Source organism: Moraxella canis (genome assembly GCF_034424565.1).
Lineage (GTDB): Bacteria > Pseudomonadota > Gammaproteobacteria > Pseudomonadales > Moraxellaceae > Moraxella > Moraxella canis.
In genome coordinates, this window is the sequence record NZ_CP139961.1 from 1,117,392 (window position 1) to 1,134,572 (window position 17,181).

The 17,181-nt window shown below is 44.9% G+C and carries 11 protein-coding genes and 1 CRISPR repeat array (1 of these 12 cut by a window edge); of the genes, 8 read left to right on the forward strand and 3 right to left on the reverse strand.

Translation table 11 applies throughout. The features are described 5' to 3' along the window. Nucleotides 1-4,733: a CRISPR direct-repeat array (repeat unit 28 nt; unit sequence TTTCTAAGCGACCTATGCGGTCGTGAAG) (it extends 5,508 nt beyond the left edge of the window). A gap of 284 nt (nt 4,734-5,017) precedes the next feature. The 6 genes from cas1f (at nt 5,018) to cas6f (ending at nt 13,491) form a co-directional block, all read left to right on the forward strand. Then, the gene (gene cas1f / locus U0021_RS05050; protein WP_114800713.1) at nt 5,018-5,971 is read left to right on the forward strand and encodes a type I-F CRISPR-associated endonuclease Cas1f; all 954 of its coding nucleotides are present in this window, start codon (nt 5,018-5,020) and stop codon (nt 5,969-5,971) included. Nucleotide 5,972: 1 nt separating this feature from the next. Then, entirely contained in the window at nt 5,973-9,374 is a 3,402-nt protein-coding gene (cas3f, locus tag U0021_RS05055; protein ID WP_114800712.1) for a type I-F CRISPR-associated helicase Cas3f, read from the forward strand. Between the two features lie 186 nt (nt 9,375-9,560). Next, entirely contained in the window at nt 9,561-10,931 is a 1,371-nt protein-coding gene (csy1, locus tag U0021_RS05060) for a type I-F CRISPR-associated protein Csy1 (RefSeq protein WP_114800711.1), read from the forward strand. After that, entirely contained in the window at nt 10,928-11,863 is a 936-nt protein-coding gene (csy2, locus tag U0021_RS05065; RefSeq protein WP_114800710.1) for a type I-F CRISPR-associated protein Csy2, read from the forward strand. Before csy1 ends, csy2 begins: the two co-directional genes overlap by 4 nt. A 33-nt stretch (nt 11,864-11,896) precedes the next feature. After that, on the forward strand, nt 11,897-12,901 hold the full coding sequence (gene csy3, locus U0021_RS05070) for a type I-F CRISPR-associated protein Csy3 (protein ID WP_114800709.1): 1,005 nt from the start codon (nt 11,897-11,899) through the stop codon (nt 12,899-12,901). Further along, on the forward strand, nt 12,901-13,491 hold the full coding sequence (gene cas6f, locus U0021_RS05075) for a type I-F CRISPR-associated endoribonuclease Cas6/Csy4 (RefSeq protein WP_114800708.1): 591 nt from the start codon (nt 12,901-12,903) through the stop codon (nt 13,489-13,491). Before csy3 ends, cas6f begins: the two co-directional genes overlap by 1 nt. On the opposite strand, the gene U0021_RS05080 is transcribed toward cas6f, so the two are convergent. Next, nucleotides 13,492-14,055, reverse strand: a complete 564-nt coding sequence (locus U0021_RS05080; RefSeq protein WP_114800716.1) for a cob(I)yrinic acid a,c-diamide adenosyltransferase — start codon at nt 14,053-14,055, stop codon at nt 13,492-13,494. It abuts the gene before it with no gap. A 120-nt stretch (nt 14,056-14,175) separates the two neighbouring features. Here U0021_RS05080 and U0021_RS05085 point away from each other — a divergent pair, with 120 nt between their 5' ends. Further along, on the forward strand, nt 14,176-14,466 hold the full coding sequence (locus U0021_RS05085; protein ID WP_078255927.1) for an oxidative damage protection protein: 291 nt from the start codon (nt 14,176-14,178) through the stop codon (nt 14,464-14,466). Nucleotides 14,467-14,536: 70 nt separating this feature from the next. Beyond that, nucleotides 14,537-15,019 (forward strand): acyl-CoA thioesterase, encoded by a 483-nt coding sequence (locus tag U0021_RS05090; protein ID WP_114800707.1) that lies wholly within the window; start codon nt 14,537-14,539, stop codon nt 15,017-15,019. An 89-nt stretch (nt 15,020-15,108) separates the two neighbouring features. On the opposite strand, the gene mpl is transcribed toward U0021_RS05090, so the two are convergent. Beyond that, nucleotides 15,109-16,509 (reverse strand): UDP-N-acetylmuramate:L-alanyl-gamma-D-glutamyl-meso-diaminopimelate ligase, encoded by a 1,401-nt coding sequence (gene mpl, locus U0021_RS05095; protein ID WP_114800706.1) that lies wholly within the window; start codon nt 16,507-16,509, stop codon nt 15,109-15,111. Between the two features lie 95 nt (nt 16,510-16,604). After that, the gene (locus U0021_RS05100) at nt 16,605-17,114 is read right to left on the reverse strand and encodes a disulfide bond formation protein B (protein ID WP_114800705.1); all 510 of its coding nucleotides are present in this window, start codon (nt 17,112-17,114) and stop codon (nt 16,605-16,607) included. Nucleotides 17,115-17,181 lie beyond the last annotated feature (67 nt).

The window sequence follows — 17,181 nt, forward strand, 5'->3', positions numbered from 1 at the left end:
CTTTGATTAATGCCATTTCTAAGCGACCTATGCGGTCGTGAAGTAGAAAATCTTGGTGATAATAATCATAAGCATTTTCTAAGCGACCTATGCGGTCGTGAAGATGGGTGGGATAAGGGCTATACTGACCCTGTATTTCTAAGCGACCTATGCGGTCGTGAAGCGCTAAAAACGCTTATTTTCGCTATTTTTGAATTTCTAAGCGACCTATGCGGTCGTGAAGCGCTAAAAACGCTTATTTTCGCTATTTTTGAATTTCTAAGCGACCTATGCGGTCGTGAAGTATGTATGTTCAATTTCCTAACTTCTGTGAGTTTTCTAAGCGACCTATGCGGTCGTGAAGAATCACAAAGCGGTTGTAAAGTAAATTCCAAATTTCTAAGCGACCTATGCGGTCGTGAAGTGTACCACTGGGGCTGATAGCTTGTGAACTGGTTTCTAAGCGACCTATGCGGTCGTGAAGATTGTTCGGTTAAAGCAGTCCAACGCTCTAAATTTCTAAGCGACCTATGCGGTCGTGAAGGTTTGGGCGTTGGTTCTTTTGGCGCTGGTGCTTTTCTAAGCGACCTATGCGGTCGTGAAGAAAGACGCGCGTTTTTGCCGATTTGCCAAATCGTTTCTAAGCGACCTATGCGGTCGTGAAGTAGGCGATACGCTATTCGCTCTGCGATATATTTTTCTAAGCGACCTATGCGGTCGTGAAGCTGGAGCCGACCATAGCACCCATGAGGGCGTATTTCTAAGCGACCTATGCGGTCGTGAAGAGCGTTAGTTAAGTAGTTTTTTGACTTACTCATTTCTAAGCGACCTATGCGGTCGTGAAGAGTACTAGCCCATTATCTGGCAAGCCATGCGCTTTCTAAGCGACCTATGCGGTCGTGAAGTTTCAACATTGGCAATGCTGTCAAATACCTATTTTCTAAGCGACCTATGCGGTCGTGAAGTGCATCAGTCAAACTCCTTAATATCACCGTCATTTCTAAGCGACCTATGCGGTCGTGAAGCAGACTTTTCAGATTGAGTATCAATAATTGTATTTCTAAGCGACCTATGCGGTCGTGAAGAAAAGCTTGATTATGCGCGTATGGTGCGTGATTTTCTAAGCGACCTATGCGGTCGTGAAGTCGACGACCAGCGGGTGCATGCCTTGGGATTTTTTCTAAGCGACCTATGCGGTCGTGAAGATAATTGAAAATTTGTAGTCGCAAATATTAGATTTCTAAGCGACCTATGCGGTCGTGAAGGATGATTGCAAAAGCTGATGAGTGGCATCATCATTTCTAAGCGACCTATGCGGTCGTGAAGCTGCTTGCTTTGATTTGATGGCTAGAGCTGATTTTCTAAGCGACCTATGCGGTCGTGAAGTTTATTTTTTAGGGGGTCGCAAATGCTTGATTTTTCTAAGCGACCTATGCGGTCGTGAAGCGCGTCATTTGGTGCGTAAGTGTGCCAATGCTTTTCTAAGCGACCTATGCGGTCGTGAAGCTTCTGCTTCGACATACTTGGCATTTTGCGTATTTCTAAGCGACCTATGCGGTCGTGAAGTCGCTTAAATTCGCCTAAAAAAATCCGCCACTTTTCTAAGCGACCTATGCGGTCGTGAAGTTTACCATTTCTGGCAAAAAATTGCCAAGTTATTTCTAAGCGACCTATGCGGTCGTGAAGGTCTTTATTTAGGCAAAACAGCAAGGGTAAACTTTCTAAGCGACCTATGCGGTCGTGAAGTGCACATCTCTGGCTTGACTTTTCGTCAGACATTTCTAAGCGACCTATGCGGTCGTGAAGATGCCTGTTACTGGCGCAAGTCATGGCGTTTTTTTCTAAGCGACCTATGCGGTCGTGAAGTGCAAATGAAGGTTAACCCGGGCGATACACAATTTCTAAGCGACCTATGCGGTCGTGAAGAATCTCACTAAATCTTTCAAAAAATTTCTCTTTTTCTAAGCGACCTATGCGGTCGTGAAGAAACATTTTCAAAGGTTTTGTTTTTGATTTACTTTTCTAAGCGACCTATGCGGTCGTGAAGTTTACACACACATTTACACACAGCCACACACATTTCTAAGCGACCTATGCGGTCGTGAAGAAAGACAAGTTAATGCCTTGGTCAAAAGACGATTTCTAAGCGACCTATGCGGTCGTGAAGGAGCTTAGCCGCCGCAATAAGAACGATTCCATTTTTCTAAGCGACCTATGCGGTCGTGAAGGACGATATTTTTACTTGTTCTTGGGGCTATGATTTCTAAGCGACCTATGCGGTCGTGAAGAATGGGTGTATGACTTCGTGATGGCGATCTTTTTTCTAAGCGACCTATGCGGTCGTGAAGTTTTCGGCGTTTGACAGCATTCCAAGATTTTTTTTTCTAAGCGACCTATGCGGTCGTGAAGCTTCTGCTTCGACATACTTGGCATTTTGCGTATTTCTAAGCGACCTATGCGGTCGTGAAGTCGCTTAAATTCGCCTAAAAAAATCCGCCACTTTTCTAAGCGACCTATGCGGTCGTGAAGTTTACCATTTCTGGCAAAAAATTGCCAAGTTATTTCTAAGCGACCTATGCGGTCGTGAAGGTCTTTATTTAGGCAAAACAGCAAGGGTAAACTTTCTAAGCGACCTATGCGGTCGTGAAGTGCACATCTCTGGCTTGACTTTTCGTCAGACATTTCTAAGCGACCTATGCGGTCGTGAAGATGCCTGTTACTGGCGCAAGTCATGGCGTTTTTTTCTAAGCGACCTATGCGGTCGTGAAGTGCAAATGAAGGTTAACCCGGGCGATACACAATTTCTAAGCGACCTATGCGGTCGTGAAGAATCTCACTAAATCTTTCAAAAAATTTCTCTTTTTCTAAGCGACCTATGCGGTCGTGAAGAAACATTTTCAAAGGTTTTGTTTTTGATTTACTTTTCTAAGCGACCTATGCGGTCGTGAAGTTTACACACACATTTACACACAGCCACACACATTTCTAAGCGACCTATGCGGTCGTGAAGAAAGACAAGTTAATGCCTTGGTCAAAAGACGATTTCTAAGCGACCTATGCGGTCGTGAAGGAGCTTAGCCGCCGCAATAAGAACGATTCCATTTTTCTAAGCGACCTATGCGGTCGTGAAGGACGATATTTTTACTTGTTCTTGGGGCTATGATTTCTAAGCGACCTATGCGGTCGTGAAGAATGGGTGTATGACTTCGTGATGGCGATCTTTTTTCTAAGCGACCTATGCGGTCGTGAAGTTTTCGGCGTTTGACAGCATTCCAAGATTTTTTTTTCTAAGCGACCTATGCGGTCGTGAAGCTTCTGCTTCGACATACTTGGCATTTTGCGTATTTCTAAGCGACCTATGCGGTCGTGAAGTCGCTTAAATTCGCCTAAAAAAATCCGCCACTTTTCTAAGCGACCTATGCGGTCGTGAAGGAAGTTAGTAATGTTGTTAATGCTACAAATGATTTTCTAAGCGACCTATGCGGTCGTGAAGCTTGCATTTTGGAAGGTGAGTTTAAATCAAATTTTCTAAGCGACCTATGCGGTCGTGAAGCACTTCAAAATTTAGCTAGCCGAACCGCTCTTTTTCTAAGCGACCTATGCGGTCGTGAAGTCCTTTGGCGGTTTTTTTTGGGGGATTGCAAATTTCTAAGCGACCTATGCGGTCGTGAAGTTAAGCGTAAGAAATTTATGATTGTGGTTGATTTTCTAAGCGACCTATGCGGTCGTGAAGTTAAGCGTAAGAAATTTATGATTGTGGTTGATTTTCTAAGCGACCTATGCGGTCGTGAAGCAAAAATTACGCTTGAGCATTTATCAAGATTTTTTCTAAGCGACCTATGCGGTCGTGAAGGGCAATGAAAATGGGGGTGTGCGTGGGTATTATTTCTAAGCGACCTATGCGGTCGTGAAGAAATCTGCTTAATCGCCTTTACCGAACATTATTTTCTAAGCGACCTATGCGGTCGTGAAGCAGTACTTGACAGAGCAGACGCAGGAACTTCATTTCTAAGCGACCTATGCGGTCGTGAAGTTTGATTTTTCTATGTGATGAAATCGCTTAGTTTTCTAAGCGACCTATGCGGTCGTGAAGTTTTGGCGTATTTTTGCCATAAAATGATGGTATTTCTAAGCGACCTATGCGGTCGTGAAGTCTGCACTAAATGAACTGACAGGCGAAGAGTTTTTCTAAGCGACCTATGCGGTCGTGAAGTAGAACAAGGTAAAGATCTTTTTTAAACTAAATTTCTAAGCGACCTATGCGGTCGTGAAGGACTACGCTATCCCCAATGCGCGAAAGATGGTTTTCTAAGCGACCTATGCGGTCGTGAAGCCATTCGGTAAACAGGAGATTGAGAAGATCATTTTCTAAGCGACCTATGCGGTCGTGAAGATTACACATCAGCGAATTCGGAGACTATCTGGATTTCTAAGCGACCTATGCGGTCGTGAAGAAGTTGCTCGCGATATTCCCAATGCTCGCCACTTTCTAAGCGACCTATGCGGTCGTGAAGATCCGCCAGTTATCCCTAATGTATAAATACAATTTCTAAGCGACCTATGCGGTCGTGAAGTTTGCACCTGTCACTACCTAAAGCTAGTGACATTTCTAAGCGACCTATGCGGTCGTGAAGATAGTTCCCTTGTTTCTAAAGTATAAATACAATTTCTAAGCGACCTATGCGGTCGTGAAGAAGCGAGCAATCAGAGCGCACACAGAAACCATTTTCTAAGCGACCTATGCGGTCGTGAAGAGTAATTATAACCGAAAAAATTAAGAAATAACAGCCATTTATGATGGATTGACCCTTTTTATCCAATCAAAAGTTGACTAGTTATAACTTATTGATTTTATTAAGTTTTTAAATAGTTAAAAAAATAAAGGTTTTTTACACCCATCATCATCTGATGTCAAATTTAGTATAGCATAACTGATATGGCAGATGGATAATATAAGCTTATAATTTGGTCGCATCATCGCTTGACAGGCTATAATGGGTGTGATTAAATTAAATTCATCATTAAGGAAATTGACGTCATGGATACGCTCAAACCCACGGATCTTAAGGCAATTTTGCACTCCAAGCGCGCCAACGTATTTTATCTTGAGCATTGCCGAGTCATGCAAAAAGATGGGCGCATCCTGTATCTCACCGAAACCAAATACGAAAACCACTATTATAATATCCCCATCGCCAATACCACAGTCATCTTGCTTGGCACAGGGACATCCATCACCCAAGCCGCCATGCGAATGCTTGCCAGTGCAGGGGTTTTGGTGGGGTTTTGTGGTGGTGGGGCGACGCCATTATTTTCAGGAGCAGAAATTGAATGGCTAAGTCCTCAAAGTGAATATCGCCCGACCGACTATGTCCAAGGTTGGCTGTCTTTTTGGTTTGATGACCAAAAGCGGCTGATCATCGCCAAAGAGTTTCAACAAAAGCGTCTAGCATTCATCCAAAAAATCTGGTCAAAAGACAAACAGCTGCAAGAGGCTGGGTTTGATGTCAGTGATCGTGATCTGGCACAGGCATTTGTGGCGTTTGACCACAAAATTCACCAAGTCACCAGCGTCACTGACCTTTTGCTGGCTGAAGCGCTGCTGACCAAGCAGTTGTATAAATACGCAGCGACCCATTGCGGATTGTCTTTTGAGCGGAATTTTCATGCAGGTGACGACGCCAATAACTTTTTGAATCATGGTAATTATCTGGCGTACGGGCTTGGTGCATGTACTTTGTGGGTGCTTGGCATTCCGCATGGATTTGCGGTGATGCATGGCAAGACTCGGCGCGGGGCACTCGTCTTTGATGTGGCGGATTTGGTCAAAGATGCCATCGTGCTGCCGTGGGCATTTGTCTGCGCCAAAGATGAGTTTAGCGAACAAGAATTTCGTCAAAAAGTCTTACAAAAATTCACGGAGCATAAAGCACTGGATTTTATGTTCGAGCAAGTCAAATCGGCGTCGCAATTTTTTAAACAAGGGCAATAAAATGATCGTCACCTTTATTTCCCAATGTGAAAAAAAGGCGCTGGCGCGTACACGCCTTGTGCTAGATGCCTTTGCCAATCGGATTGGCGATAACACATGGCAGACGGTCATCACCCAAGATGGGCTTGCCATGGTCAAAAAGCTACTAGCGCGCACGGCAAGTAAAAACACCGCCGTCAGCTGCTATCGCTTCCATACGCGCAAGCACAGCGAGCTGTTATGGATCGTGGGTAATCGTCATAAGTTTAATGAATGGGGCTGGGTGCCTGTGAATTGGACACGCCGTAATATTCTACACAGTGAATGGCAAAATGACTGGCAATATATCAGCGCTATTCAGATTATGGCGACTTTGGCGGCGCTATTGCATGATTTGGGCAAATCCACGCTTGGATTTCAGCATAAGCTAAGACAAGGCAGTACGCAAGGTGACCCTTATCGCCATGAATGGATATCGCTAAAAATCCTGCTTTGGCTGACCCAAGATTGCCAAACCGATCATGAGTGGCTAGAGCGCTTTGGGCGCATTGATGAATGGCTGAGTGCCCAAAAAATAGGCGCATTAAACACTTATCTAAAAGCCAATGAGTTAGAATACGCCGACTTATCTCGATTACCGCCATTAGGTCAATGGCTGGCTTGGCTTGTTGTCAGTCACCACCGTTTACCGCCTTTGACGGATATGTTTTTAGGTCAAAAAGAGCGCCATCAATTTCAATATAACCCAACATCACGACTGTATTTTGAGCGGTCTTTGAGCAAAGTGTATGCTGAATTAAAAGCCCATGATTATTGGGTAAAAAATCCCAAAACACTTGAAACTGGCGGCAAGTCTTTGACTGACTTTTGGCAATTTAGCCAATGCGTGATTGACAGTAAAGCTTGGCAAAGTAGTCTAAAACGCTGGTCAAAAAAAGCCAGACAAGATCTAAGCCTGCAGCAGCTATCCGCTCAAAATAAGCCGATCGATAATGCCATTTTGCTATATTTATCTCGGCTGTGCTTAATGGTGGGTGACCATAATTATTCATCCTTAAAAGACAACGACCAACGCCGTGCTATCACAAAATCCACTCTGGATCTGCTTGCCAATACTGACCGTAAAACAAGACAGCCCAAGCAGTTTTTGGATGAGCATTTGGTGGGGGTGGCTTCATTTACTGCTCATTTTGCACGCCATTTGCCGATTATTGGTGAGCAGCTGCCGACCCTACTAGAGCATCGCCCATTAAGCAAAAATATCAATATTGACCGATTTATTTGGCAAAATCATGCCTTTAAAACCGCCAAAAGTGTGCAAGTTGACAGTGATACACACGGATTTTTTGGGGTCAATATGGCATCAACTGGCTGCGGTAAGACAATTTGCAATGCTCGGATTATGTATGGATTGTCAGATAGTAAAAAAGGGGCGAGATTTACCATTGCATTAGGATTGCGCGTATTGACCTTACAAACAGGTCTAAGCTTACGTCAGGATTTGCAGCTGGATGATGAGCAATTGGCGATTTTGGTGGGCGGTGGTGGCGTCCGACAATTATTTGAAATCAATGAGCAGCAAAAACATCAAGATGACTCAAGGACAGCTTGGGGTAGCGAATCGGCAGATGATCTGGTAGAGGGTTTTGTGGATTATTCGCCCGATTATCATACTACTCACCTTGGATTGGCGAAGCTGAATATGGATACTTTGTTGGCTGATCATAAAGCAAGCAAGCTGCTGTTATCGCCGATCGTGACTTGCACCATCGATCATCTGATGCAAGCAAGCGAGTGTCAGCGAGGCGGTGGCTACATTGCTCCCATGCTTCGCTTGCTGAGCAGTGATTTGATCTTGGATGAGCCTGATGATTTTGATCATAATGATCTGCCTGCATTGGCGCGACTGGTACATTTGGCAGGCGTGTTTGGTTCAAAGGTGCTGCTATCATCGGCGACGCTGCCCCCTGATTTGATTGCTGGATTGTTTGAAAGTTATTTGGCGGGGCGCAAAATATTCAATCAAAGCCAAAACAAACCCACGCCCCAAGTGGTATGCGCATGGTTTGATGAACAAAAAAATGGCACGGTGGTCGCTTCATGTGGCGAGATAGACAGCTTTAGGCAGCAGCACCAAGCCTTTGTCAAAAAGCGCGTGAAATTTTTGCAGCAGCAGCCCATCCGCCGTAAAGCTGAGATTTTGCCGCTGGCTATCGCATATCATCAAGATAAAAAAGCCGAATTTTATAGCAAATTGGCACAAAACATCATCGACGGAGCCACTCGGCTCCATCATAGACATCATACGCTTGATAAAATAACAGGCAAAAGCGCCAGTATTGGCTTGGTGCGCATTGCCAATATCAAACAGCTCACACGCATTGCCTTTTATTTACAAGAGGCGCAAGTGGATGAAGATACGCACATCCATGTGGCATGCTATCACGCGCGCCAGCTTTTGATTTTGCGAAACCGTTTGGAATATGCCTTGGATAAAATCCTAAAACGCAGTGAACAAGATGATCAGCTGCTTTTTACGCATGATGAGATTTGTGAACAAATGGCAAAAAGTCATGCCAAACAGCATCTTTTTATGGTGCTAGCGACACCTGTGGCAGAAGTAGGGCGCGACCATGATTATGATTGGGCGATTGTTGAGCCAAGCTCAATGCGATCAATCATCCAGTTGGCTGGTCGAGTATGGCGCCATCGACCCAAAAAACAGGCAGCCGATGCCAATATCTTAATACTGAATAAAAATATTCGTGCGTTACAAAATACCAATGGGCTTATATTTACCAAGCCTGGCTTTGAAACCGAAAAATATAAGCTGACAAAACACGAAATGACCGCATTGATGAGTGATAATAGCTTATCTTGCATTGACGCTTGCTCCCGTATTTGGGCAGATACCATCAAGGATAAGCCTGAAAGCTTGGAGCAGCTGGAGCATGGTTTGATGCATCGTTTATTTGGGGTAAGTAAAACCAATTATGTCAATGCTTATTGGCGAGAAGCGGGAGCGTCTAATCGGATACATACTCATTTGCAGCAAGTATCGCCATTTCGTCATAGCGCGCACCAAGACGATACGTGGGTGGTGATACCCCATCAGGCCACAGATGAGCCAGGTGATGAATTGAATGTCTACGCTATGGAAGATATTCACAAAAAAGGTTTGGCAAATGCCAATCAGCACAATAGCTATATTCAATCCCTGAAGTTTGATTATAACCATGCGCAAATCAGCACTTGGCTGGTGGCAGATGTGTACGATGAAATTCAGCGGCTGCATACACATTTGCCAGAGCATAGTTTGTCTTATGTGGCAATACAATTTAGCAAAGTGGTGCTAGATAGCAATCAGGCTCAATGGTATTTTTGCCCATTTTTAGGTGTGGTGTCAGAGCGGCTTGGCTCCTAACCACATTAAGCAACCTGTGCGGTTGAAAAGTTTGCTTTAAGATATTACTTTCTAAGCCACCTTTACGGTAGAGATGAGTATTTTAACCTTTTATCTGGTATTTATTAAATTAAGATATTACGGTTGATTTTATGTTTTAAGTGTGATTTAATTTATATTATAAATAAACATAAGGAAGTTTTCGTGATGATAACAGACGACCTTGCCAAAACCTCAGTCAGTCGATTTCTGCAAAAGCAAATTGAAATCAAGACAGAAAAATTGCAAAAACAGCTTGCCAGAGCTCAAGAAGATGGCGATACGACTACGGCGATCGAGCTTCAAGCGCAGATTCAAGAAATTGAGCAAAAATTTGAGAAAATTGCCTGGCTTGATCTAGCAGCAGGTACGATGGCAAAACAGCTTAAATTTGGAACGCACATTTCCAAAGGCATTCATCCTGATGCCAAAGGTGATAATGTCAATTTTATCCCAAAACAACAACGACCTAATACCTTGGTTGGTACACATAGTCTTGCCAATCCTGCATTAGATGCGAATGGCAACGCAGCAGCTCTGCCGCTGGCATCATTTTTTGATTTTGATGTGGGGCAAGGCGTAAAAGTGCGTGATTTGATTTTAGCCGATAATGAGCAATTTATCGCATCTTTGTCTGATGATAAAGAGATGGCAGGTCATTATCATGCATGCTTTAAACACGTTTTACAAAGCACAATGGAAAATCCAGCGACCCATGAACGCAATAAACAAATGCTTTGGTTAACTAATGATAATACAGTTAATCATTTAGATGAACTGCAATACATCAATATCATCCCATTGTACCCATCAGCATTGACTTATGCGGTCTATTTAAAAATTAACGAATTAAGATATTCTGAAGAAAATAAAAAAGCATTAGAAAATCGTTTTAAGCCCAATGCTGTGCACACACCTTATGTGAGCATACCGAATTTGGCGACCGTACAATTGGGTGGTTCAAAACCTCAAAACATCAGTCAGCTGATGAGCCGACAAGGCGGGCGTAATTATTTATTGCCATCGCTGCCACCCAAAATTAGCCAAGGTCGCGAATTTGCCTTATCCAAGTTTTGTGAAAACTTTTTTGATAGCAAAGCTTTAAGACATTCTACCCAAGATGATTTTGAATATGTCATTCAAGTGGTTAAAGATACCAGAAATATTGTCACTGTGCGAGATAAGCGCAAAGATGCCATAGACCGCATGCTACATACTATTTTTGCCATCGCTCATCAATTACAAAATAAACCAGCCGGTTGGTCAAAGGAGTATGCTCTGCCACTTGCTCAAAAAATATGGCTAGATCCTTATCGTGGCGATTTGGACGGTGAAGCTGAGTTTGCCAGCGAAAAAGCTAAGAATGACTGGCAGAAGATGATTTTAGAAGATTTTGCGTCGTGGTTTAATCAATCATTGCGTACGGCATTAAAGGAGCTAAAATTTGAGTTTGCTGACGCAGAATACAGTGAATGGCAACGAGAAATCGAAGAGATGCAAAAATTTTATGAACGCTCAGGTAAAGGGGTGTTTTTATGAGTGATAAATTCGTGGTGGGATGCGTGTATTTTCACAAAGTGGTGATTTGTGATGCCAATGCGATTTCTAGTCCTTTGACTTACGGTTTTCCTTCAGTGACGGGCATCACAGGGGCATTTCATGCCTTATCACGCACCCTGATGGCAGATGAGCGATTTGCTGATTTGGCATTGGGCGGCGTGTTAGTTGCTTGTTATGAATGCACACCCAAAACTTATCGAGCAAGTAAATTTCGTGATTATACCTTTAATCAAACCCGCAATCCGCTCAAAAAAGATGGCAGTACAGCGTCTATTGTGGAAGAAGGCAAGTGTAATCTGGTGATGAGTTTTGCTGTAGAAGTGATAGCGTCGGACTTGATTTCGGACAAGCTAAGTCAAGAGCTAACCGAGTTCTTGTCGCAAGCGATCTTTAGGCAGCGTATTGCCGGCGGTAATGTGATGGGTATCGCCAAAACCCATCCTGTGCAGTATTTTGCTCTTGAAAATATGCATCAGATGGTACCACTTTTGATGCCTGCGTTTGTGTTACTGGATGCAAGCTCTGAATTCAGCGAAATGATTGATGAAGCTCAAATCTCAAATCCAAAAGCCACACCGCTAGATGTGCTGCTTGATGTGTGTACATTACATCATTTACCTGAGATGGATAGGGATGGCAATACCAAATGGCATACCCAGTCGATCAAGACAGGGCATGGCTGGATTGTGCCCATGCCGATGGGTTATCAGGCGATCAGTGAAAAATTCGAAGCTGGCAAAATGGCTCATGTGCGCAACCCAGAGTACCCAAGTCAGTATGTCGAAGTAGTATATGGCTTGGGTAAGTGGGTGTACCCACATCACCTAAAAGACGACATCGAAACTGCCTTTTGGCGACAACAGTATGACGAAACAGGTCTATATCTGCTGACACAAAATGAATCATTATGATTTTAACCTTAATTAATGAAATGGAGTTATCTTATGAGTAAATTAACGACTGCAAGCGTACTGGCATTTGAGCGTAATTTGGATATTTCTGACGGCTTTATGGCACAAAAAAATAGCAAAGACGAACAAAGCAGGGTCGTTCCTGTGCGTATCCAAGAAAAATCTGTCCGTGGCACAATCAGCAACCGCCTGAAAAACACCATTACCAATGATCCTGCCAAGCTGGATGCCGAAATCGAAAAAGCCAATCTACAAAAAGTGGACTCAGCCTCTTTATTGGAAGAAAATGATACTTTGGTTGTGTCATGGACATGTAAGGTATTACCGTTTGATGGCAAGCCCAATGTCTGTAATGACCAAGCTTATCAAGCCAAGCTTTTGGGGGTGGTACAAGGGTATCTAGAAGAACATGGAGTGAGTGAATTGGCGCACCGCTATGCAACCAACATCGCTAACGCACGCTGGTTGTGGCGTAACCGTGTCGGTGCCGAAAAAATTACGGTCAGTGTCACATGTCAATTGGCAGATCAAGAGCAGACTTTAACTTTTGATGCAAAAAGTATCTCGATTCATAATTTTGAGACACAAAGCAAAGAATTGAGCACATTAGCCGATTGGATCGAACAAGGTTTAACCAATCAAGCATTTATTATTTTAAATATCAAAGCAGAAGCGATTGTCGGGTTTGGTCAAGAAGTGTATCCATCGCAAGAATTGATTTTGGATACAGGCAAAACCAAAAGCAAGATTTTGTATAGTATTAATGACAAAGCAGGCATCCATTCCCAAAAAATTGGCAATGCCATTCGTACGATTGATACATGGTACCCAGAAGCTGAATTTCCTATTGCAGTTGAGCCATATGGTGCAGTGACTACGATGGGTGTGGCGTTTCGTCAGCCTAAGCAAAAGCAAGATTTTTATTCCTTGTTTGATGGCTGGGTGCTAAAAGATGATAAGCCAAGCGTAGAAAATCAGCATTATGTCATGGCAGTTTTGGTTCGTGGCGGTGTCTTTGGTGCAAGTGGAAAAGAATAATGCAATTTTATCAAGAAATCACCTTAATTCCTCAGGCGGACATCTCCCCTTATGCGGTGTGGAGCAAGCTCTACACCCAGCTTCATCTGGCTTTTGTTGAGCAAAAAGACGAGCAAGACAAGGTTGGGTATGGCGTGTCATTTCCACAGTATCGAGCGATCGCTGATAAAAACATCGCATATTTGGGGTATAAATGCCGTATTTTTGCACCGACTGAGCAGGCGCTGCAGGCGCTGAACTTAGGCAAGTGGCTTGAGCGTTTGACGGATTATATCCATATCAGTCGCATTCGCGCTGTGCCAAGCGACATCCAAGGGTATGCGCACTATTATCGCGCCATTCCCAAAATGACGCTTGATGAGCGCGTTGCCCATCAAGCCAAACGGCATGGCGTCTCTTATGATAAGGCGGCTAAGCGCTTTGAAAATTATCAAGAGCAGCCGTTTACCCATCCTTATGTCCAATTAATCAGCCAAACCAATCAGCAGTCCTATCCTTTATATATCGGCAGACAAACAGCGCAGGCGCTGACTGGCACAAGCTTTGGTACCTATGGCTTGAGCCGCGAAAGCAGCGTGCCTGAGTTTTGATTATTTTTGCCACAGCACTTCGCTGCCACCATCTATGCGAGCGATGACGCGCGCAAGCACAAACAAATAGTCCGATAAGCGGTTTAGGTATTTAAGGGTGTTTGGGCTGATGTTACCGTCGCGTTTGGCGAGGCGAAGTGTGGCTCTTTCGGCATCACGGCACACCGCGCGCGCCACATGTGTTTGGGCGGTGGCGACCGACCCTGCCGGTAGGATAAACTCCTTTAAAAAAGGCAATGTCTCATTATGCGCCTCTATCCATGCCTCAAGCGCCTGCACATCCGCCTCTGTGATGGCGATATAGCCCATGTCAGCATGATTCGGCAGAGCGATCTCACCGCCGATATTGAATAATTTGTGCTGAATGACGCTGATCTGTCGGTCAATCTCAGCAGAAGCCTCCTTGACATAGGCTTGCAATAGCCCAAGATGCGCATTCAAGCCATCAACCACGCCCATCGCATCAAATCGTAAATCCGTCTTGGGCAGTCTTGAGCCATCCGCCATGCCTGTCGTGCCGTCATCACCGGTGCGTGTGGTGATTTTTGATAAGCGATTTCCCATGATATTCTCCAAACATAAAAGCGTATCATAGCATCTTTGCAAAAGCTTCACAAAATCCTTGGCGATCATCGCTGATTATTTGCTATAATCTTTCATATCCCTTTGATAAGTGAGAACATTATGCAAACTTTTAATCCTGCTGACCACATGGTGTTTTGTCGTAAATACCAACAAAACCTGCCAAAGCTCCCCAATCCACCCTTTCCCAATGCCAAAGGTGAAGAAATTCAAAATACAGTTTCTGCCAAAGCATGGAATGAATGGCTTGAGCTGCAGACCATGCTGATTAATGAAAAGCATCTGAGCATGATTGACCCAGAAGCCAAAAAATATCTCAATGAGCAGCGCGAGAAGTTTTTGGATAATGGTGAGTATGAACAGCCAGCAGGTTATAAGCCGCCGCAGGCTTGATAGACCTAGTATTGATCACACATTGCAGCTACTTTGTAGTAATTCATTAACCAAATGATAAGGAAATAAGATGCTAAAAGTTGAAGGTGCGTTTGAGCCGATATTGACGGGTGATGACCGACCCGAGCCACTGCGCGACTATCCTGTCATCCATGTGCAGCCGATCGCTTGGGGTGAGATGGATGGCTTTAATCATGTCAATAATGTGGCTTATTATCGCTATGCTGAATCGGCGCGTATCGCTTATATGCGTGCGATTGGCTTTATGGCAGCGCGCGAGGATTTATTGACGATTTTGGCAGGGTCGTCCATGCAGTACCGTCGCCCTGTGGTCTATCCTGATACGTTGCTGGTTGGCGTGCGCATCAAGCATTTGGGCAGCACCAGCGTCGTCCAAGAATACGTCATGTACAGCCAAGCCCAGCAAGCCTTGGTCGCAAGCGGTGAGGCGGTCATCGTACGCACAGATACAGCCATGGTGAAGATGCCGTGGTCTGATGAAGAGCGTGCTTTGATTGAGCAGTTTGAAGGACGCATCTTTGATCAGTCTTGATGATTATATTGCGCGAAGGCTATCAGGTTTTATCACTAAGATCTGATAGCCTTTTGATGCAGGGCTTGGTTATTAGTCCGCCTTGGCTATCAAGGCTGGCTAAGAGTATCCACCAGGCGTCCGTGGATACCCTCAAAGCCGCCGTTAGACATGATGATGATCGCATCACCTGCCTTGGCGTGCGTTTTTAGGTGGCTTAAGATGGCATCGACGCTGTCTAGCACAAGCTGATTTGGCGCATCACCGATCGCTTCTTTGAGCCCCCAAGTCAGTCCTTTGGGCTCATACCAGATGACCTGATCTGCTACGGCAGCCGAAGGTGCCAAATGTGGGCGATGGCTGCCAAGCTTCATTGTATTTGAGCGCGGTTCGATGACCGCCCAAATGCGCCGATCACCATAGCGCTTTTTGGCACCATCAAGCGTGCTACTGATGGCGGTTGGGTGGTGTGCAAAATCATCAAACACCAAAATGTCATCGACATCACCGATCAGCTCCATGCGCCGCTTAATGCCTCCAAACTGTGACAGCGCATGACAAGCCGCCTCAACCGACACACCGATGTGGTGCGCTGCAGCGATGGCAGCCAGACCATTATTGACATTATGCAGCCCACTCATCGACCAAGTCACGGACGCGCAGTCATCCCCATGACGCACCTCAAAAGATGAGCCGTCCTCAGCACCAAGTTTGGCTTGCCACTCAGCGTCGCCATTGTCGTCATTATCGCCATTTAGGCGGGTGCGCACCACAGGCGTCCACACGCCTTTATCCAGCGTCTCCTCTAGGCTTGGGGTGTCTGCTGGCATGATGATCTGACCGTCTGCCGGTATCATGCGAATCATATGATGAAACTGGGTTTGGATGGCATCAAGATCTGCAAAGATGTCCGCGTGGTCATATTCTAAATTATTTAAAATCGCTGTCACTGGTCGATAGTGCACAAATTTTGAGCGTTTATCAAAAAATGCAGAATCATACTCATCTGCCTCAATCACAAAATACCGCTCGCCCAAGTGAGCACTGTGCGCAAAAGCTGTCTTCAGGCAATCATCGGCGGTAGTTACCAGTGGCACACCACCGATCAAAAAACCCGTATCAATCTTTGAGAACTGCAATATCCAAGCCAGCATGGTGGTTGTGGTGGTCTTGCCGTGCGTACCTGCCACCGCCAAGACATGACGATCTTTGAGAATTGTTTCATACAAAAACTGCGGACCTGAAGTATAAGGCAGGCGCTCATTGAGCATATACTCCACCGCCTCCATGCCGCGCTTACAGGCATTACCCACCACGACCAAATCAGGCGCAGGCATCAAATGCTCTGCTTTATAACCCTCCAAAATCTCCACGCCAGCCTCAGCAAGCTGAGTGCTCATCGGTGGATAGATGTTGGTATCAGAGCCAGTCACCGTATGACCCAAATCTCGAGCCAATAGCGCCAGCGAGCCCATAAAAGTACCGCAGATGCCTAGAATATGAATGTGCATGATAACCCTTAGTAGCAATATTTTTATTATACCAAAGCCTCGGGCGCTGCCGTGTGAATGCCTCAAAGCCCAAACATTTGATATAAACTATGTATTTAGCGATGATTATTTAAAATTTTATTCAAAATAACCAATTGAATCAAAGCAATGACAGTGAATAAAATCAGCGCCTGTGCAGGAATAGACAGTCCCATAAAGGTCCAATCAATCAGCCCGCAATCGCCGTTGCCTCTAAGCACGGTCGTGAGTACCTCTGACATGGGCATGGTCTGCACCCAGTACTCAAGCCCTGGTCCGCAGGCGGGCGGCTCAGCTGAGGGGACATAGTGAATCCAAGTATGGCGCGCCGCCACGCCAAGCCCCCAAAGCGTGCCTGCCATACTCCCAAGCCAAAGTATCAAGCGCACCGCTTTTTGTCTTGGATTGATGATCGCAGCCAGCAGGGCAAACAGACCCATCACCCAAAGTCCAATCCGCTGAAAAATGCATAAAGGACAAGGGTCTAGCATCAAATGATTTTGTAGATAGCCGATGGCGTAGACGCTGCCGACCATCATCATCAGCGATAAGATCAAATTCAATAGGCGGTAACTGAGCGTATTCATGGTAAGCTCGTCCTGTTGGTCAATGTCATATTAAAGCTTGGCAAATCATCCAAAAGATCAGTACAAT